Raw genomic sequence first — 20,048 nt, 5'->3', positions numbered from 1 at the left:
AGGTGAAATGGAAAATATTGCGTTAATAGAATCATTTTCAGATTTTAAAGATAATAAGAGTATTGATAGGGTAACACTAATGTCTATTTTAGAAGAAGTGTTTCGTGCAGCATTAAAGCGTAAGTTTGGTTCTGACGATAATTTTGATATTATTATTAATCCAGATAAAGGAGATTTAGAGATTTGGAGAAATCGAGTTGTAGTTGCTGATGGAATGTCAGAAGATGATAACGAAGAAATTGAGTTGTCTGAAGCAAGAAAGATTGAGCCTGATTTTGAAATTGGAGAAGATGTATCGGAAGAAGTTAAGTTAATAGATTTAGGTCGACGCGCCATTTTAGCTTTACGTCAAAATTTAATCTCTAAAATTCATGAGCATGATAGCACGAATGTCTTTAAACAATTTAAAGATTTAGTGGGTGATATATATAGTGCAGAGGTACATCATATTAGACATAATGCAGTTATTTTATTAGATGATGAAGGGAATGAGATAGTGTTACCTAAAACAGAGCAGATCCGTTCTGACTTTTTTAGAAAAGGAGATGCAGTAAGAGGTGTTATCAAGTCAGTAGAATTGAGAGGGAACAAACCAGCAATTATTTTATCTAGAACATCACCTGAGTTTTTAGTGAAATTGTTTGAGCAAGAGATTCCTGAAGTTTTCGATGGTTTAATTACAATTGAAGGTGTAGCAAGAATCCCTGGAGATAAAGCGAAAATAGCCGTAGATTCTTACGATGATAGAATCGATCCAGTTGGAGCGTGTGTTGGAGTAAAAGGATCTCGTATTCATGGTATTGTTCGCGAGTTAGGAAATGAAAATATTGATGTAATCAATTATACAAAAAACGAAAACTTATTTATCGCAAGAGCGTTAAGTCCAGCAAAAGTAACTTCTGTAGAAATTGAAAAATTTGAAGAAGAAAAAGATGGGAAAAAAGGACGTGTAAATGTTTTATTAAAACCAGAAGAGGTTTCTAAGGCAATTGGTAGATCTGGTGTTAATATTCGTTTAGCAAGTCAGTTAACTGGATATGAAATTGATGTTCAAAGAGAAGGGATTGAAGAAGAAGATGTAGAATTAACTGAATTCTCAGATGAAATCGAAGCTTGGGTAATTGAAGAATTCAAGAAGATTGGTTTAGATACAGCAAAAAGTGTTTTAGAAAAAGATGTATCTATGCTTTTACAAAGAACAGATTTAGAAGAAGAAACTATTTTAGAGGTTCAAAGAATTTTAAGAGAAGAGTTCGAAGACTAATAAAAGTGATTTTTTTAGAATAAAGGTTTTTAGTTTGTTTACCTTCGTAAAATAAACAGGCACAAAAGAAAAAAAACATAACTACACTGGTTGTAAAGTGTGTTTTTTGAGTAAAAAGTATAAAACAATATATGGCTGAAGGCAAAAAGTTAAGACTAAACAAAGTTTTAAGAGAGTTAAATATTTCTTTAGATAGAGCGGTAGAGCATTTAGAAAAAAAAGGCTTTGAAATAGAAGCACGCCCTACCACTAAGATTTCTGATACAGAATATCAGGTATTGCTTGATGGTTTTCAAACAGATAAATCTAAAAAAGTAGCATCGAAAGAAGTTACCGAAGAAAAGAGAAAAGAAAAAGAGGCTATTCGTCAACAATTAGAAGCTGAGCAAGAAAAGAAACGTCTTGAAGAAGAAGTTAAGAAACAAGAAGTTTTAAAAGCTAAAGCAGAAAAATTAGAGGTAAAAACAATTGGAAAGATTGATATTTCTACTGGTAAAAAAGTAGAAGCTGTAGAGGAGAAAGAAGAGCCAAAACCTGAGTCTAAACCAGAAGTCGTTAAAGAAGTTAAGGTTGAAGAGAAGGTAAAAGAAGAGCCAAAACCAGCACCTGTTAAAAAAGTTGAAGTAACTAAAAAAGAAGAGCCAAAGCCAGCGCCAGTTAAAAAGGTTATACTTGAAGAAAAGAAGAAAGAAGTTAAGCAGGTAAAAGTTGAAGCTCCTAAAAAGGTCGTTAAACCAGTGGAAGCAAAAAAAGTAGAAAAACCTGTAGAGATAACTCCAGAAAATGCTGAGAAAATTAAAACTCAGTATAAGAAGTTAGATGGACCTAAGATTACTGGTCAAAAAATTGATTTAAAGCAATTTGAAAGACCAAAAAAGAAGAAGCCAGATGCAAAGCAAGACAATAAGTCTGGAGGGAATGCTGATGCTAGAAAAAAGCGTAAGAGAATCAGTAAGCCTGGAGCTGGTGGAACTAATCAACAACAAGGTCAAGGAAATAACCGTGGAGGTCAAAATAGAGGAGGTCAGAACAGAGGAGGCCAAAACCGTGGAGGTCAAAACCGTGGGGGTCAAAATAGAGGAAGGGGTAGACGTCCTGTAGTTCAAAAAGAAGAACTAACAGAAGCACAAATCCAAAAACAAGTAAGAGAAACCTTAGAAAAACTTCAAGGGAAATCTAAGAAAGGAAAAGGAGCAAAATACCGTAGAGACAAAAGAGATCAACACCGTCAACAAGCTGAGGCAGAATTACAAGCAGCTCAAGCAGAAAGTAAAGTGTTAAAGGTAACTGAGTTTGTTACGGTTTCTGAAGTTGCTACAATGATGGATAAGCCAGTTACAGATATCATTTCTGCATGTATGATGTTAGGAATGATGGTAACCATGAATCAACGTTTAGATGCTGAAACACTTCAAATTGTTGCTGAAGAGTTTAACTATAAAGTAGAATTCGTAGGAGCTGAAGTAGAAGAGTCTATTGAAGAAGTTGAAGATAATCCAGAAGATTTAACACCACGTGCACCGATTGTAACTGTTATGGGTCACGTAGATCACGGTAAAACATCGTTATTAGATTATGTTCGTAAAGCGAATGTAATTGCAGGTGAAAGTGGAGGAATTACACAGCATATTGGAGCATACGGGGTAACATTAGAAGATGGTCAAAAGATTGCTTTCTTAGATACACCAGGTCACGAGGCCTTTACAGCAATGCGTGCTCGTGGAGCACAAGTTACGGATATCGTAATTATTGTAATTGCTGCGGATGACGATGTAATGCCTCAAACAAAAGAAGCAATATCTCACGCGCAGGCGGCAGGAGTACCAATCATTTTTGCGATTAACAAAATTGATAAGCCAAATGCAAACCCAGATAATATTAGAACACAACTTTCTACAATGAACTTATTAGTTGAAGACTGGGGTGGTAACATTCAATCGCAAGAAATTTCTGCAAAGACAGGTCAAGGAGTTGACGAGTTATTAGAAAAAGTATTGTTAGAGGCAGAGGTGTTAGAATTAAAAGCAAATTCAGATAAGAATGCTGTAGGTACTGTGGTAGAAGCACAGTTAGATAAGGGACGTGGATATGTTTCGACAATCTTAGTACAAGCGGGTACATTACGTATTGGAGATTACTTGTTAGCAGGTAAGCATAGTGGTAAGGTACGTGCAATGTTTGATGAGCGTGGAAACAAAGTGAAAGAAGCGGGTCCTTCAACACCAGTATCAATTTTAGGTTTAGATGGAGCTCCTCAAGCAGGTGATAAGTTTAATGTATTTGATGACGAGCGTGAAGCGAAGCAAATTGCAGCAAAACGTTCTCAATTACAGCGTGAACAATCTGTAAGAACTCAGAAGACATTAACTTTAGACGAAATTGGACGTCGTATTGCCTTAGGAGATTTCAAAGAGTTAAACTTAATCTTAAAAGGAGATGTGGATGGTTCAGTAGAAGCATTAACAGATTCATTCCAGAAATTATCTACAGAAGAAATTCAAGTTAACATCTTACATAAAGGAGTTGGAGCAATTACAGAATCTGATGTGTTATTAGCTTCTGCTTCGGATGCAATTATTGTTGGATTTAACGTACGTCCGCAAGGAAATGCTCGTACGATTGCCGATAAGGAAGAAGTGGATATCAGAACATATTCAATCATCTATGATGCAATTAATGACCTGAAAGATGCAATGGAAGGTATGTTATCGCCTGAAATGAAAGAAGAGGTTATGGGTAATGTTGAAATTAGAGAAGTTTATAAAATTTCTAAAGTTGGAAACATTGCAGGTTGTATGGTAATGAGTGGTAAGATTACTAGAGACGCTAAAGTGCGTATTATCCGTGAAGGAATTGTTGTTCATGATGGAGAATTAGCATCGTTAAAACGATTTAAAGATGATGTAAAAGAAGTTACTAAAGGATACGATTGTGGTTTACAAATTAAGAATTACAATGATATTAAAGAGTATGACATGTTAGAAGTGTATACGGAAGTAGCTGTAAAGAAGAAATTAAAGTAATTGTTCTATAAAATATAGTAAAAAGCGCCTTGTTTAAGGCGCTTTTTTTATGAAGTTGAAAAAAGAGATGGAGGCTTGTGGCAAGGAATTTGTTAGAATTGAGAATGAAAAGAGTGCTCTATTTGGCTACTTTTTTTATATTTATCGAAATTAAAAGACAATATTAATTATGAAGTTAAGAAGATTTGTTCCAATATTGATGCTGTTTGCGGTATTGAGTAGTATGGCTCAAAGTAGCGGAAAGACATTTGATGAAATTGAATATAATGCGCGTACTAGAGGAACACATATAAGCATAAAAGTAAACAAGGATAAGGTACTTTATAAAGGTAATTACGGTAATAAAGAGGTTGACTTAACAAAAGAGCAGTTAGCTAAATTAGGAGAGCTTGTGAAAGGTTTGAATTTAGAGGCTATGTCGTCTTTAAAAGCGCCCTCGCAAAAGAGAATGACCGATGGAGCATTGCACGGAGACTTTGTTGTTAAAGTGGGAGGCTCAAGTTATAAGTCGAGTACATTTGATGCTGGTAATGCCCCAAAAGAATTAAAACCCCTAGAACAGTATTTAAATAAACTCATAGGAGGAGTAGACTAAAAACAAAAAACCGAGCCATCGCTCGGTTTTTTGTTTGATATGTGTTTTTTATAATGGAACAACAATAGCTCCAGAAAATTTTTCTCTAATTTTATTAAGAGCTCTATCTGCATCCAAACGTGTTTTGTAGTTTCCTACTTGAATTTTCCATTCTGGAGAATCATAACTTAACTTAGTGCGAACATTCGGATACTCAACTCTAAATCTTCCTTGAATACTTTTAGCCGTTCTTTCAAGACCGTTATATAACTGAATACGAAACCCTTTTTTGTTTTGTTTGTTAAATTCTCTCTTCTTCTCAATTAAAGAATTAATACTCTTGTCATTAGTTAGTTTGCTTTGTGCCGTAGCACTGTAAACACTAAAGAAAAGAACAATTAAAATACTGCTTATTAATTGTGGTTTTTTCATAATTCTGATTTCTTTTTACAAAAGTAACGAGTTGTTGGTTAATACATTGCTAAGTATTCTTATTTAGAATTAGTATAAATTATAAATTAGGATTCTCTTAACATTTCACATTTTAGACAGAAGTAGTACTTTTGTGCAACTTTCTGTGGACTAATTATGCTTAGTTGAAACAGAAAAAATTGTACCAAAATAGATACAAAAAATATATTTTACAGTATGAAAAGTGTGAAACATCACAACAGATTTACTCAAAAGCTCCTTCAGAGTTTTGTTTTTCTTTTAGTTTTATCGTTAAGTTTTTCGGCGTACTCACAAGATATTGATGAGGCTCGCCAAAAGGAAGGTAAGAAATTATTTAAATCACTTTGTGCTTCTTGTCACAAGCTAGATAAGAAGTTAGTAGGGCCAGCGTTAGGTGGTATAGAAGAAAGAAGAGAGAATGATTGGTTAAAAGCGTGGATTAAAGATAATGCTGCGTTAAGAGCTTCGGGAGATAAAGATGCAATTGCAATCTTTGAAGAGTACAACCAGTCAAATATGACTGCTTTTCCTCAGTTAACAGATAAGAATATTGATGATATTCTTTACTATACAACTGTTGGAGAGATGCCTAGGCCTGGTCAGGAAGTGGTAGTTAACGGAGGAGATACTAAAGAGAAGTCGGCTCCAAAATGGTTAATCTACATTTTAGCAGCGGCAATCGTAGTAGCGTTTTTAATTATTGGTAGTTTGTTAAAAACCATCAGTGAGTTAAAAGGAGCTCCTAAGACTCCTGGTTTAATGGGGCAAGCTTCTGAGTTGTGGGCAGGAATCAAGCAAAACACTTTCTTACATGTGTTATTTGTGATTTTTGGTGCATTAATGACTGCATATGTTTTATTTGGAACATTGTTTAAAGTAGGTGTTGATGAAGGATATCAGCCAATTCAACCAATTGCATTCTCACACAAGATTCACGCAGGAGATAACAAGATTGATTGTCAATACTGTCACTCTGCTGCAAAGCATAGTAAGCATTCAGGAATTCCTTCAGTAAATGTTTGTATGAACTGTCATAAAAATATTTCAGAAGTAGCTGACGATACTAAAGTTGTAATGGATGATCATACGTTAACAAAGACTGATTTAGATAAAGAAATCGCTAAGATTTACGAAGCAGCTGGATGGGATGCTGATAAATTAGAATATACAGGTAATACGAAGCCAGTAAAATGGGTTCGCGTACACAACTTGCCAGATTTTGCATACTTTAACCACTCGCAGCACGTAACAGTTGCCGGAGTTAAGTGTCAAAAATGTCACGGTCCAGTTGAAGAAATGGAAGAAGTATACCAATACTCTTCTTTAACTATGGGATGGTGTATCGATTGTCATAAAGAGACAAAAGTAGACTTGAAAGGAAATGAGTACTATGCTAAGATTCATGCAGAATTAGCTAAGAAGTACGGAGTAGATCAAGTTACGATTGCACAGTTAGGTGGAAAAGAGTGTGGTAAGTGCCACTATTAATCAATTAAGAAAGTAGAAAAACACATATATAAATGGCTTCAAACAAAAAATACTGGCAAAGTGTTGAAGAACTGAAAGAAGGTTCTATTGTTGAAACGCTACGTAATAAGGAGTTTGTTCAAGAAATTCCTACGGATGAGTTTTTAGGTGATAAGGAAACTTTAGAGAATACATCAACATCTCGTAGAGATTTCTTAAAATATGTTGGTTTTACAACGGCAGCAGCTTCTTTAGCAGCTTGTGAAGGACCGGTACGTAAATCGATTCCTTATGTAGTACAACCAAATGATATTGTAGTAGGTGTTGCTGATTGGTATGCAACTACTATGGCAAACGGATTTGACTTTGCAAATGTTTTAATTAAAACTCGTGAAGGGCGTCCAATTCAAATCATGCCTAATAAAGAAGCAGGAGGAGAAACCAATGCAAGAGTGCAAGCTTCTGTTTTATCTTTATACGATGAGAAATTACGTTTAAAGGAACCAACTAAAGGAGGTTCTGTAATTACTTGGGCTGATGCAGATAAAGAAATCGTTGCAAAATTAGAGCAGTTAAGAGATGCAAATGAATCAGTAGTTTTATTAACTGGTACGTTAGCAAGTCCTTCAACTGACAAAGTAATTGCAGATTTTATTGCTAAGTATCCAAATGTAAAGCAAGTGTCTTACGATGCTATTTCTGAAAGTGGTGCATTAGATGCTTTTGAAGCAATGTACGGTAAGCGTGCTTTACCTAACTATAACTTTGGAAAGGCAGCAGTAATAGCTTCTATCGGAGCTGATTTCTTAGGAGATTGGCAAGGAGGTTATGAAAAGTCTTATTCAGAAGGAAGACAAGCGAATACTGGTAAAATGTCTTACCATGTTCAATTAGAAAGTAATATGTCATTGACTGGTGCAAATGCTGATAAGCGTTTGGTATTAAAACCATCTCAACAGGTATTTGCATTAATTAATTTATATAATGCTGTAACAGGAGGAAACTTACCATCAAAAGCTACTCCAGTAGATGCTCAAGTAAAAAAGTTAGCTGAAGATTTAAAGAAAGCTGGTTCTAAAGGAGTTGTTGTTACAGGATTAAATGATAAAAATGCACAGTTAATTGCGTTAGCAATCAACAAAGCATTAAACAGTGAAATAGCTGATGTAACTAACGCTCGTTATACAAGACAAGGAAACGATACTGAGGTTACTCAATTAGTAGCAGATATGAAAGCTGGAAAAGTTGGAGGTTTAATCTCTTACAACGTGAACCCAGTATATTCATTAGCAAATGCTGCTGATTTTGCTGAAGGATTAAAGAAACTAAAATTATCAGTTGCGTTATCTACTCAGAATGATGACACGGCAGCTGCAACAGAATATGCATTACCTGCACCACACTTCCTAGAATCATGGGGAGATGTGATGGTTGAAGAAGGAACGTACGGATTAGTACAACCTACTATTCAACCATTATTCAATACACGCCAGTTACAAGATGTGTTATTGAAGTGGTCTGGTAGTACTGTAAACTATTACGATACATTAAAAGAATTCTGGAGTACAAATGTTTTAGGAGGTAGCTCTTGGAACGAGGCTTTACATGATGGATTCTTTAAAAAAGAAGTAGTAGCTTCTGAAGAAGTAACAAACAACGAAGTAGATGTAAATGCTGCTGCAGTTGCTTTAGTAAGAGAAGCGAACAATTCTTCTAAATTTGAATTAAACTTATATTCATCAACTGCATTAGGAGATGGTAAACAAGCGAATAACCCTTGGTTACAAGAATTACCAGATCCAATTACACGTGCTTCTTGGGATAACTACTTAACAGTATCTATGGCAGATGCTAAAGAGTTAGATTTTACAAACCCGGTAAAAGATAACGGAGCAATTGATGGTAACTACGCTAACGTAACGGTTAACGGAGTAACAATAAATAACATTCCTGTAATCATCCAACCTGGTCAAGCTAAAGGATCTATTGGTTTAGCTTTAGGTTATGGACGTAAGCACGGAATGAAAGACGAAATGCAAGTAGGTATCAACGCATATCCGTTCTATAAAAATGGAAACAACATTCAATACAATGTTTCTATTGAAAAGGCTAGTGGAATGCATAAGTTTGCTTGTATGCAGGTTCAAAGCACATTAGCTGGTCGTCATGATATTTTAAGAGAAGCTTCTTTAAAAGAAGTAAACGATAAATCATTAGACCCTAAACATACTTGGAATAAACCTTTCATGGTATCTTATGATCACCAAGAAACTGAAGGTAGCAAGATTGATTTATGGGATGAGCATGATAGAACGTTAGGACACCACTTTAACTTATCTATCGACTTAACATCTTGTACAGGTTGTGGAGCATGTGTTATTGCATGTCACGCAGAAAACAACGTTCCTGTTGTAGGTAAAGATGAAATGAGAGTTGGTAGAGATATGGCTTGGTTACGTATTGATCGTTACTATTCTTCTACTGTAGAAGATAAGCAATATGGTAATGATGAAAATGGACAACCATTACCAACAATGGAGCAGTTTAAAGCTGAGAATCCAGGTATTGCAAACCAAGACATTGAAAGAAAGTATACAGAGAAGATTTTAAAGCTGAGTAAAGGAGATTTATTCGATGCTTTAGAAAATCCAGCTGAAAACCCAGAGGTTACTTTCCAACCAATGATGTGTCAGCACTGTAACCACGCTCCATGTGAAACAGTATGTCCAGTAGCGGCAACTTCTCATGGTCGTCAAGGTCAAAACCAAATGGCTTATAACCGTTGTGTTGGTACTCGTTATTGTGCAAACAACTGTCCATATAGAGTGCGTCGTTTCAACTGGTTTAACTATGCTGATAACAGTGAGTTCGATTTCAACATGAATAACGAATACGGTAAGATGGTGTTAAACCCAGACGTAGTAGTTCGTTCTCGTGGAGTTATGGAGAAGTGTTCTATGTGTATCCAAATGACACAAGCAACTATCTTAAAAGCGAAGAAAGAAGGAAGAGCAGTTAAGAAGAATGAATTCCAAACTGCATGTTCTCAAGCTTGTTCTAATGGATCTATGGTATTTGGTGATGTGAATAACACAGAAGATACTGTTGCAGCATTAAAAGAGGATAGAAGAGCTTTCCATGTGTTAGATTATATTGGTACTAAGCCAAATGTAGTTTACCAAGTGAAAGTTAAAAATACAAACGAAGCTTAATAATAAAATTAATAAGTATATAGATTATGTCGTCTCATTACGAATCATCTTATAGAGAGCCTTTAATACTTGGTGAGAAATCTTACCATGATATTACAGAGGATATCGCTAGACCAATTGAAGGTAAAGCGAACAAAAATTGGTACATCGCATTTTATATCTCGTTAGCAGCAATGTTATGGGGATTCGGATGTATCTTCTACACAGTAGGAACAGGAATCGGTGTTTGGGGATTAAGTAAAAACATCGGTTGGGCGTGGGATATTACTAACTTCGTTTGGTGGGTTGGTATTGGTCACGCAGGTACACTTATTTCTGCTGTACTTTTATTATTCCGTCAAAAATGGAGAATGGCAATTAACCGTTCTGCAGAAGCGATGACCATCTTTGCGGTATTCCAGGCAGGATTATTCCCAATCATTCACATGGGACGTCCTTGGAATGGATACTGGGTATTACCAATTCCTAACCAATTTGGTTCGTTATGGGTAAACTTTAACTCACCGCTTTTATGGGACGTATTTGCAATTTCTACGTATTTATCGGTATCATTAGTATTCTGGTGGACTGGTTTATTACCTGATTTTGCTACGATTCGTGATAGAGCAGTGAAGCCTTTCCAAAAGAAAATATATGCTTTATTATCATTCGGATGGTCTGGTAGAGCAAAAGACTGGCAACGTTTTGAAGAAGTTTCATTAGTATTAGCAGGTTTAGCTACTCCGTTAGTACTTTCGGTACACACAATTGTATCGTTTGACTTCGCAACATCGGTAAACCCAGGATGGCACTCTACAATCTTCCCTCCTTATTTCGTTGCTGGGGCAATCTTCTCAGGATTCGCAATGGTACAAACGTTATTAGGAATTATGCGTAAGGTTACAAATATGGAAGCATATATTACACGTTTACACGTGGAGTATATGAACATTGTAATCATCTTAACAGGTGGTATTGTAGCAGTAGCATATGCAACAGAATTCTTTATCGCTTGGTATACAGGATCACCATATGAAAATTATACATACTTATCATTTGGTGCAGAAGCAGGAGCTTATGGATGGGCATTCTGGTCTTTAATGATATTCAACATCATTATTCCACAAGTATTATGGATTAAGAAAGCAAGAAGAAGCTTTATCGTTTCATTCATCGTATCAATTGCAATTAACATTGGTATGTGGTTTGAGCGTTTCGATATTATCGCAATTGTATTAAGTAAAGGTCAATTACCATCAACTTGGTGGCGTTTTGAGCCTACGTTTGTAGATGTAGGTATCTTTATTGGAACTATCGGGTTCTTCTTCGTATTATTCTTATTATACGCTAGAACATTCCCAGTAATACCAACAGCAGAGATTAAAACAATCTTGAAATCTTCAGGAGAGAGTTATAAAAAATTAAGAGAGGAGAACAATGAGCACTAATAAAGTAATTCACGCATTATACAATGATGATGATATCTTAATGGATGCCGTTAAGAAAGTAAAAGGAGCACATCATCATATTGAAGAAGTATATACGCCTTTCCCAGTTCACGGATTAGATAAGGCAATGGGCTTAGCTCCTACGCGTTTAGCAATTACAGCATTTTTATATGGTATTACAGGTACTTCAATTGCTGTTTGGTTAACATGGTATACAATGATTGCTGACTGGCCACAAGATATTGGTGGTAAACCAAGTTTTTCTTGGGCAGAAAATATGCCGGCGTTTGTTCCAATCTTATTTGAATTAACAGTATTTTTTGCAGCCCACTTAATGGTTATTACTTTTTATATGAGAAGTAAGATTTGGCCATTTAAAGAAGCAGAAAATCCAGATCCAAGAACAACAGATGACCATTTCTTAATGGAAATTTCAGTTCATGATAATGAAGAAGAGTTAAAAGCTTTGTTAGAAACAACAGGAGCTGTAGAAATTAACGTAGTAGATAAGCACTAAAACATATGAAGAGTTTAAAAATATTTATCGCTTTAGTTGCTGTTGCAAGTTTATCTTCTTGTAACAACAAACGTAAACCACAAGTACAATACATGCCAGATATGTATGTATCGGTACCTTACGATGCAAACGGTGTAAGATCTGCTGGAGATGTTCCTGTAAACAGGTTGCCTGTTGCTGGTACGGTAAGTAGAAATGGAGTAGTAGCTTATGATATTCTTGATACAAATGAAGGATATGAAAAGGCAAAAGCTGAATTAAAGAATCCTTTAGCTAATACCGAAGCTAACCTTGAAAAAGGTAAAGAGTTATACGGAATTTACTGTGCTTCTTGTCATGGTAAAAAAGGTGCTGGAGATGGAGAATTAGTTAAGAGAGATAAATTCAACGGTATCCCTAACTATAAAGATAGAGATATTACAGAAGGAAGTATCTACCATGTAATTATGTACGGTAAGAACTTAATGGGATCTCATGCATCTCAATTGAATTACAAGGAGCGTTGGCAAGTAGTTCAATACGTAGAGAAGTTAAAAAGCGAATTAAAGTAAGTCTATAAAATTAGATAATTAAGATATGTATCAGTTTTCAGGAAAATTAAAGATGCTTGCCATTATTTTAATGGTTTTAGGAGCTGTTGGAACAGGAATTAGTTTCATGTCTGCACCTAAATCATTAGAAGAGGCAAAAGAAATTTTAGCAAAACAGCACGATGCTCATCATGGTGGTCATGGATCAGCACATGGAGAGGCAAAAGAAGATCATGCTACAGAAGCTAAAGCTGAAGATCACGCAAAAGAAACGCATGCTGAAGAAATCCATAATGAAGGAGAGCACGCACAAGATAGTACTGCAGCGGCAACTCAAGAAGAGACACATGCACAAGACAGTACTGCAGCGGCGTCTCACGGGGAAGAAGCACATGCGCAAGATTCAACTGCTGCTCATACAGAGCCGGTTGTAGAACATAAAGAAGTAAAAGAAGAACTACACGCTGCTGCTGAGGCGCATGGTGAAGATCATGGAGAGGCACATGCGGAGCACGTATATCATCAAATGAAAAACAGACCTTGGTCTGCATTTTATGTTGCAATGTTATTCTTCTTAGGAGTAACTTTATTAGTAATGGCTTTTTATGCGGCGCAAAGAGTAGCACAATCTGGATGGTCAGTAGTATTATTCAGAGTTATGGAGGCAATCACAAACAACTTACACTTTGTAAGTATCTTTGTATTAATCTTCATTGTACTTACTGCAATGCATTACACACACTTATTCCCGTGGATGGCAGATGGTGTGTTTGATACTGCAAGCCCAAACTATGATCCTATCGTAGATGCTAAAAAATGGTGGATGAATGTACCAGGATGGACTATTAGAGGTATTGTTTATTTAGCAATTTGGAATGGATTACGTTTCATCATTAGAAGAAAATCTATTCAACAAGATAATGGTGATTTAAAATTACACAAGAACTTATATAACTTATCAGTTGGTTTCGTAGTTACTTTTATGATTACTGAATCTATGATGTCTTGGGACTGGATTATGGGAATTGACCCACACTGGTTCTCTACATTATTTGGTTGGTATGTATTAGCTACGTTCTTAGTTTCTGCATTAACTGTAATTGCTATTGTAACGATTTATTTACGTTCTAAAGGAGCGTTACCATTAGTAAATGATAGTCATATTCACGATTTAGCGAAATTTATGTTTGGTTTTTCTGTATTCTGGACATACTTATGGTTCGCTCAATTTATGTTAATTTGGTATGCAGATATGCCAGAAGAAACAACTTATTTCGTTCAACGTTTTAATGAATATAAATTACCTTTCTTAGGAATGGTAGTTATGAACTTCGTTTTCCCAGTATTATTATTAATCAATAGTGACTTTAAGAGCATTCCTTGGTTTGTAGTATTAGGAGGTATTGTAATCTTAGTAGGTCACTATGTTGACTTATTCGTAATGATTATGCCTGGAACTGTTGGAGGTCAATGGGGATTCGGAATAGGAGAAATTAGTGGTATTTTATTCTTTATGGGATTATTCATCTATGCTACATTTAGTGCATTTGCAAAAGCAGATCCTGTAGCTAAAGGAAACCCATTCTTACACGAGAGTGAAACTTTCCACTATTACATTATCGAACACAGAGGAGAAGACAACGATAGTCATCATTAATAAATAATTAGAAAACAATAATAGTTTAGATAATATGCTCGCTTTATTTTATATTTTCATAGCAGTTGCACTAGGAGTAAGCTTTTGGCAAATTACTCGTGTAATGAATTTACGTTCGGTAATTGCTACAGATAAAGACAACGATACACAAGGTAAATTAGCATTAGGGTTCCTAGCCTTTTTATATGCAATGATGATTTACTGTTTAATTGCAATGAACGTTCTTATGTTACCAGAATCTGCTTCTATTGAAGGAGAACACGATGATAGATTATTTGATATCACGTTCTGGTTAATTGGTATTGTTCAATTCGGAATGCAATTTGTAATTTTCTATTTCTCATACAAGTATAGAGGTAATAAAGATAGAAAGGCGTTATTCTTCGCAGACAGCCACAAATTAGAATTAATTTGGACAGTTATTCCAGCAGTTACCATTGTATTATTAATTGGATACGGTTTATGGGCTTGGAACAACGTAATGTATGTTGGAGATGATGAAAACCCAATTGTAATTGAGGTGTATTCTCAACAGTTCCGTTGGGATGCTCGTTATGCTGGTGCAGATAATGAGTTAGGATTAGGAAATGTAAACTTCATTAAAGGTATCAATACTATGGGAGTTGACATGTCTGACCCAAAATCTCAAGACGACAAGCAGGTAACAGAATTATACTTACCAAAAGGTAAAAAAGTATTATTCAAATTCCGTTCGCAAGATGTATTACACTCTGCGTATATGCCACACTTTAGAGCGCAGATGAACTGTGTACCAGGTATGGTTACGCAATTCGCTTTTACACCTAAGTATACTACTGAGGAAATGAGGGAGAATGAAGAGGTTAAGGCAAAAGCAGCAGGAATTAATAAAATAAGAAAGGCTAAGGGAGAAGACCCATATGTATTTGATTACTTATTATTATGTAATAAAATTTGTGGAGCATCTCACTACAATATGCAAATGAAAATTACTGTTGTTGAAGAAGCTGAATACAACAAGTGGTTGTCAGAACAAAAGACCTTAGCTCAAGTTATTAAATAAGATATTTTAAAGATTATATAAAGATATAGAATTATGTCAGATCACCATCACAAAGAAACATTTGTAACTAAATACATCTTTAGTACCGATCACAAAATGATTTCTAAACAATTCCTAGTAACGGGTATGTTTATGGGTATCATTGGGGTGTTTATGTCTATGTTATTCCGTTTACAGATTGCATGGCCAGAGAAATCGTTTTCAATTATTGAAGCATTTTTAGGTTCTCATCAAACAGATGGAATTATGGATCCAGATATGTACTTAGCATTAGTGACTATTCACGGTACTATCATGGTATTCTTTGTATTAACAGCCGGATTAAGTGGTACATTTTCAAACTTATTAATTCCATTACAAATTGGAGCAAGAGATATGGCATCAGGTTTCTTAAACATGGTATCATACTGGTTGTTCTTTATCTCATCTGTAGTAATGGTTGTTTCATTATTTGTTGAAGCAGGACCAGCATCTGCAGGATGGACAATTTATCCACCGTTATCTGCATTACCTCAGGCAATTCCTGGTTCTGGTGCAGGTATGACGTTATGGTTAGTATCTATGGCAATATTTATTGCATCATCATTAATAGGTTCGTTAAACTATATCGTAACAATATTAAACTTACGTACAAAGGGTATGAAAATGACGCGTTTACCATTAACAATGTGGGCGTTTTTCATTACAGCAATCATTGGGGTAATTTCATTCCCAGTATTATTATCAGCAGCGTTATTATTAATTTTCGATAGGAGCTTTGGAACATCGTTCTACTTATCAGATATCTTTATTTCTGGTGAAGTATTACATTACCAAGGAGGATCACCTGTGTTATTTGAGCACTTATTCTGGTTCTTAGGTCACCCAGAGGTATATATCATTTTATTACCTGCATTAGGAATTACTTCTGAAATTATTTCAACAAACGCTCGTAAACCAATTTTTGGTTACCGTGCAATGGTTGGATCGATTATGGCAATTGCATTCTTATCTACAATTGTATGGGGTCACCACATGTTCGTTTCAGGAATGAATCCATTCTTAGGATCTGTATTTACATTTACAACTGTATTAATTGCAATTCCATCGGCAGTAAAAGCATTTAACTATGTAACTACACTATGGAAGGGTAATTTACAAATGAACCCTGGAATGTTATTCTCTATCGGATTAGTATCTACATTCGTAACAGGAGGTTTAACAGGATTAGTATTAGGAGATTCTGCATTAGATATTAACGTACATGATACATATTTCGTAGTAGCACACTTCCACTTAGTAATGGGTGTATCTGCTTTATTTGGAATGTTTGCTGGTATTTACCACTGGTTCCCAAAAATGTATGGTAGAATGATGAACAAAACATTAGGATACTGGCATTTCTGGATTACAATTATCTCTGCATATGGAGTATTCTTCCCAATGCACTTTATTGGATTAGCTGGTTTACCACGTCGTTATTATACAAACTCAAACTTCCCAATGTTTGATGATTTAGCAGATATTAACGTATTTATGACAGTGATGGCAATTATTGGAGGTTTAGCACAGTTAATCTTCTTAGCAAACTTCTTTATCTCTATTTACAGAGGTCAAAAAGCTTCACAAAACCCTTGGAATTCTAATACATTAGAGTGGACTACTCCAGTAGAACACATCCACGGAAACTGGCCAGGAGCTATTCCAGAAGTTCACCGTTGGGCTTACGATTATAGTAAGACAGATGAAAACGGAAACTATGTTCACGGAAAAGATTTCGTATTGCAAACAACACCGTTGTTAGATGGAGAAGAGCCATCTTAAGCAATAAAGTATATAAAATTAAAAGCCTTTCCAAAAATGGAAAGGCTTTTTTGGTGCCTAAGAGTGAAGTTATCTTAATTAAATAGTTTTTATTATAATAATAAGAAGAGATATAATAATTGTTAATTAGCGCGTATGGTTGATTTGATGGTAATAAGTAGAGTGCGACCATAAGTTTATCAATCATAATGAAACAAAAAACAAAGATCAATTACAAGGGTTGAGTAGATGTGTTACAATGTGTATCTTAGCGCCTAGATGTTATGTAACTTAGATAACATAACAAACTTTTTATTTAAAGTATCTTTGTACCCATATGAACGAAAACTTAAATCCAGATAAAGAACATTATTCAAACGATGAATTAGATGTAGAAAAAAAACTACGTCCACTCTCGTTTGATGATTTTACAGGTCAGGATCAAGCCATAGAAAACTTAAAAATATTTGTAGAGGCTGCCAATCAAAGAGGAGAAGCCTTAGATCATACCTTGTTTCATGGACCTCCTGGATTAGGAAAAACAACCCTAGCGCATATTTTAGCCAATGAGCTAGGAGTAGGTATCAAAGTAACCTCAGGTCCGGTTTTAGATAAGCCTGGAGATTTAGCGGGATTATTGACCAATCTAGATGAACGTGATGTACTGTTTATAGATGAAATCCATCGATTAAGCCCTATTGTAGAAGAATATCTGTATTCAGCGATGGAAGACTATAAAATCGATATTATGATTGAGTCAGGACCGAATGCACGTACGGTACAAATCAATTTAGAGCCATTTACACTAGTAGGAGCAACTACTCGTTCAGGATTGTTAACCGCACCAATGCGTGCACGTTTTGGAATTAGTAGTCGTTTGCATTACTATTCAACAGAGCTTTTAACAACCATTATTCAAAGAAGTGCTTATATATTAAACGTTCCAATCTCTATGGAAGCAGCTATTGAAATAGCAGGAAGAAGTAGAGGAACACCACGTATCGCAAACGCATTGTTGCGCAGAGTACGTGATTTTGCACAAATAAAAGGAGACGGAAATATTACCATAGAAATTGCAAAGTATGCCTTAAAAGCATTGAATGTAGATGCCCATGGTTTAGATGAAATGGATAATAAAATACTATCTACTATCATCGATAAATTTAAAGGAGGTCCAGTAGGAATTACCACATTGGCAACCGCAGTAGCAGAAAACTCCGAAACCATTGAAGAGGTGTATGAACCTTTTTTAATTCAGCAAGGATTTATCATGCGAACACCTAGAGGAAGAGAAGTTACCGATTTAGCATACAAACATTTAGGGAGAATTAGAGGGAGAAATCAAGGTGAACTGTTTTAATGTATATGAAATTACTTAAAAGAATCATACCTATTTTAGATTGGTTACCCAATTATAAAAAAACGCAGCTAAGAGGAGATGTTTTGGCAGGAGTTACTGTTGCCATCATTTTAATTCCACAAGGAATCGCCTATGCGTTAATTGCGGGTCTTCCTCCTATTTACGGATTGTATGCTGCACTTTTACCGCAAGTAATGTATGCCATTTTTGGGTCTTCTCGTCAAGTAGCAATTGGACCCGTTGCTATGGACTCATTAATCGTTGCAACAGGAGTTTCTACCTTTGCATTAACGGGTTCAGAAAGTTATATATCCATTGCAATATTGTTAGCCCTAATTGTAGGATGCATACAATTTTTAATGGGAGTGTTCCGATTAGGATTTATTGTAAACTTTTTATCAAAACCCGTAATCACAGGATTTACCTCAGCAGTAGCACTAACCATTGGATTAAACCAATTTAGAAATTTGTTAGGTGTCGATTTTGTACAAAGTGATCAAATTCAAGTACTCTATGAAGATTTTATAGATAAAATAGCAAGCTTTAATGTACATACTACCATTATAGGATTGATTGCCTGTGCCATTATAATGGTGCTTAGAAAAATAAATAAAAAAATACCTAGTGCTATTGTAGTCGTGGTATTAGGAATTACAATTATGCATGTATTTGGCAAAGAATTGGTAGATGTAGCTATCGTAAAAGATATACCGTCAGGGTTACCATCATTTGTACTTCCAGAAGTAGATTTTTATTTGATAAGAGAACTAATGCCTATTGCACTTACTTTGGTAATGGTAGGGTATTTAGAAACCATCTCTATCGGAAAATCTTTAGAAGAAAAACAAGACGAATATCGTATAAGACCCAATCAAGAATTAATTGCATTGGGTTTAGGAAATATAGTAGGGTCATTTTTTAAAGCTTACCCAACAACCTCAAGCTTTTCGCGTTCAGCAATTAATGCAGAAGCAGGAGGAACTACAGGAGTATCAGCGCTGGTTTCAGTAGTATTGGTAATCTTAACCCTATTGTTTTTAACCCCCGTATTTTACTTTTTACCAAAAACAGTTTTAGCAGCCATTATTATCGTTGCGGTTTTTAACCTGATCAGTGTAAGAGAGGCAGTACGTTTGTTTAAAGCCAATAATTTAGACTTTTGGCTATTATTAGCAACCTTTGTGTCTACCTTAATATTTGGAGTTGAATACGGAATTATAACGGGAGTAGGACTATCATTAATCATCTTAATATTTAGAACTTCTCGCCCATATGTAACAGAATTAGGAAAAGTACCAGATTCCGATTTTTATAGAAACAAAAACAGGTTTAAAGAAGTTATTTTAGATAAAGAAGTACTTGTTTTTCGTTTTGATGCACAATTATTCTATGCAAACGCTAGTTACTTTAGAGAGCGATTAGATCACATGGTAGAAAAAAAAGGAAATGATTTAAAACTAATTGTTTTAGATGCCGAAAGCATTAACAGAGTAGATAGTACTGGAGTTGAAATGTTAAAAGATAGAATAAAATACTTCGAAAAGAAAAACGTACAGTTTTACTTTGCAGGAGTAAAAGGCCCAGTAAGAGATGCCTTATTTAGAGGAGGCTTATTAAAAATTGTATCATTGAACCACTTTTTTATGAGAGCCAATGATGCCGTAATTTTTCACAAAACAGGAGATAATAAATCACAAATAAAATACGCACAGTATATTCATCAAGCGTACGATTAAACTA

At 35.2% G+C, this 20,048-nt stretch carries 14 protein-coding genes; 13 read left to right on the top strand and 1 reads right to left on the bottom strand.

Going from position 1 to position 20,048, the window contains the following annotated elements; genetic code table 11:
- Positions 1–7 precede the first annotated feature (7 nt).
- The 3 genes from nusA to ABNT22_RS17530 all read left to right on the top strand — a co-directional run bounded on the left by nusA (position 8) and on the right by ABNT22_RS17530 (position 4,882).
- The gene (gene nusA, locus ABNT22_RS17540; RefSeq protein WP_348718005.1) at positions 8–1,264 is read left to right on the top strand and encodes a transcription termination factor NusA; all 1,257 of its coding nucleotides are present in this window, start codon (positions 8–10) and stop codon (positions 1,262–1,264) included.
- A 131-nt stretch (positions 1,265–1,395) separates the two neighbouring features.
- A complete protein-coding gene (gene infB / locus ABNT22_RS17535; RefSeq protein WP_348718004.1) occupies positions 1,396–4,287 on the top strand; it encodes a translation initiation factor IF-2 in 2,892 nt (963 codons plus the stop codon).
- A 169-nt stretch (positions 4,288–4,456) separates the two neighbouring features.
- Positions 4,457–4,882 (top strand): hypothetical protein, encoded by a 426-nt coding sequence (locus ABNT22_RS17530; protein WP_348718003.1) that lies wholly within the window; start codon positions 4,457–4,459, stop codon positions 4,880–4,882.
- A gap of 48 nt (positions 4,883–4,930) precedes the next feature.
- On the opposite strand, the gene ABNT22_RS17525 is transcribed toward ABNT22_RS17530, so the two are convergent.
- Positions 4,931–5,293: an SPOR domain-containing protein gene (locus ABNT22_RS17525; RefSeq protein ID WP_348718002.1), complete on the bottom strand. Its 363-nt coding sequence runs from the start codon at positions 5,291–5,293 to the stop codon at positions 4,931–4,933.
- 216 nt (positions 5,294–5,509) lie between these two features.
- Here ABNT22_RS17525 and ABNT22_RS17520 point away from each other — a divergent pair, with 216 nt between their 5' ends.
- The 10 genes from ABNT22_RS17520 to ABNT22_RS17475 all read left to right on the top strand — a co-directional run bounded on the left by ABNT22_RS17520 (position 5,510) and on the right by ABNT22_RS17475 (position 20,044).
- A complete protein-coding gene (locus tag ABNT22_RS17520; protein ID WP_348718001.1) occupies positions 5,510–6,802 on the top strand; it encodes a c-type cytochrome in 1,293 nt (430 codons plus the stop codon).
- A gap of 32 nt (positions 6,803–6,834) precedes the next feature.
- Positions 6,835–9,993 carry a TAT-variant-translocated molybdopterin oxidoreductase gene (locus tag ABNT22_RS17515; RefSeq protein WP_348718000.1) on the top strand — a complete coding sequence of 1,053 codons (3,159 nt, stop codon included), beginning with the start codon at positions 6,835–6,837 and terminating at the stop codon, positions 9,991–9,993.
- 26 nt (positions 9,994–10,019) lie between these two features.
- On the top strand, positions 10,020–11,420 hold the full coding sequence (gene nrfD, locus ABNT22_RS17510) for an NrfD/PsrC family molybdoenzyme membrane anchor subunit (RefSeq protein ID WP_299106495.1): 1,401 nt from the start codon (positions 10,020–10,022) through the stop codon (positions 11,418–11,420).
- The gene (locus ABNT22_RS17505) at positions 11,410–11,937 is read left to right on the top strand and encodes a DUF3341 domain-containing protein (protein WP_348717998.1); all 528 of its coding nucleotides are present in this window, start codon (positions 11,410–11,412) and stop codon (positions 11,935–11,937) included. The genes nrfD and ABNT22_RS17505 overlap by 11 nt, the downstream gene beginning before the upstream one ends.
- A gap of 5 nt (positions 11,938–11,942) precedes the next feature.
- Positions 11,943–12,488, top strand: a complete 546-nt coding sequence (locus tag ABNT22_RS17500) for a cytochrome c (protein WP_348717996.1) — start codon at positions 11,943–11,945, stop codon at positions 12,486–12,488.
- Between the two features lie 25 nt (positions 12,489–12,513).
- Positions 12,514–14,124, top strand: coding sequence for a quinol:cytochrome C oxidoreductase (locus tag ABNT22_RS17495; RefSeq protein ID WP_348717995.1), 1,611 nt, complete (start codon positions 12,514–12,516; stop codon positions 14,122–14,124).
- Positions 14,125–14,158: 34 nt separating this feature from the next.
- A complete protein-coding gene (locus ABNT22_RS17490; RefSeq protein WP_348717994.1) occupies positions 14,159–15,166 on the top strand; it encodes a cytochrome c oxidase subunit II in 1,008 nt (335 codons plus the stop codon).
- Positions 15,167–15,199: 33 nt separating this feature from the next.
- Positions 15,200–16,969, top strand: a complete 1,770-nt coding sequence (locus ABNT22_RS17485; RefSeq protein WP_348717993.1) for a cbb3-type cytochrome c oxidase subunit I — start codon at positions 15,200–15,202, stop codon at positions 16,967–16,969.
- A 316-nt stretch (positions 16,970–17,285) separates the two neighbouring features.
- Positions 17,286–18,308: a Holliday junction branch migration DNA helicase RuvB gene (ruvB, locus tag ABNT22_RS17480; protein ID WP_348717991.1), complete on the top strand. Its 1,023-nt coding sequence runs from the start codon at positions 17,286–17,288 to the stop codon at positions 18,306–18,308.
- Positions 18,309–18,313: 5 nt separating this feature from the next.
- Positions 18,314–20,044, top strand: a complete 1,731-nt coding sequence (locus tag ABNT22_RS17475) for a solute carrier family 26 protein (RefSeq protein ID WP_348717990.1) — start codon at positions 18,314–18,316, stop codon at positions 20,042–20,044.
- Positions 20,045–20,048: the final 4 nt, after the last annotated feature.

It is taken from the genome of Tenacibaculum sp. 190130A14a (assembly GCF_964048965.1).
Taxonomy (GTDB): Bacteria; Bacteroidota; Bacteroidia; order Flavobacteriales; family Flavobacteriaceae; genus Polaribacter; species Polaribacter polynesiense.
The sequence above is the reverse complement of the archived record's forward strand: the minus strand, read 5'-3'. Positions and strand labels throughout refer to the sequence as shown.

What these genes read in the sequence shown, in the direction of transcription:
- ABNT22_RS17485 (WP_348717993.1), top strand. Translation starts at nt 15,200, where the DNA reads ATGTCAGATCACCATCACAAAGAAACATTTGTAACTAAATACATCTTT.
- ABNT22_RS17490 (WP_348717994.1), top strand. Translation starts at nt 14,159, where the DNA reads ATGCTCGCTTTATTTTATATTTTCATAGCAGTTGCACTAGGAGTAAGC.
- nrfD (WP_299106495.1), top strand. Translation starts at nt 10,020, where the DNA reads ATGTCGTCTCATTACGAATCATCTTATAGAGAGCCTTTAATACTTGGT.
- ABNT22_RS17515 (WP_348718000.1), top strand. Translation starts at nt 6,835, where the DNA reads ATGGCTTCAAACAAAAAATACTGGCAAAGTGTTGAAGAACTGAAAGAA.
- ABNT22_RS17520 (WP_348718001.1), top strand. Translation starts at nt 5,510, where the DNA reads ATGAAAAGTGTGAAACATCACAACAGATTTACTCAAAAGCTCCTTCAG.
- ruvB (WP_348717991.1), top strand. Translation starts at nt 17,286, where the DNA reads ATGAACGAAAACTTAAATCCAGATAAAGAACATTATTCAAACGATGAA.
- ABNT22_RS17530 (WP_348718003.1), top strand. Translation starts at nt 4,457, where the DNA reads ATGAAGTTAAGAAGATTTGTTCCAATATTGATGCTGTTTGCGGTATTG.
- nusA (WP_348718005.1), top strand. Translation starts at nt 8, where the DNA reads ATGGAAAATATTGCGTTAATAGAATCATTTTCAGATTTTAAAGATAAT.
- ABNT22_RS17495 (WP_348717995.1), top strand. Translation starts at nt 12,514, where the DNA reads ATGTATCAGTTTTCAGGAAAATTAAAGATGCTTGCCATTATTTTAATG.
- ABNT22_RS17525 (WP_348718002.1), bottom strand. Translation starts at nt 5,293, where the DNA reads ATGAAAAAACCACAATTAATAAGCAGTATTTTAATTGTTCTTTTCTTT.
- ABNT22_RS17505 (WP_348717998.1), top strand. Translation starts at nt 11,410, where the DNA reads ATGAGCACTAATAAAGTAATTCACGCATTATACAATGATGATGATATC.
- infB (WP_348718004.1), top strand. Translation starts at nt 1,396, where the DNA reads ATGGCTGAAGGCAAAAAGTTAAGACTAAACAAAGTTTTAAGAGAGTTA.
- ABNT22_RS17500 (WP_348717996.1), top strand. Translation starts at nt 11,943, where the DNA reads ATGAAGAGTTTAAAAATATTTATCGCTTTAGTTGCTGTTGCAAGTTTA.
- ABNT22_RS17475 (WP_348717990.1), top strand. Translation starts at nt 18,314, where the DNA reads ATGAAATTACTTAAAAGAATCATACCTATTTTAGATTGGTTACCCAAT.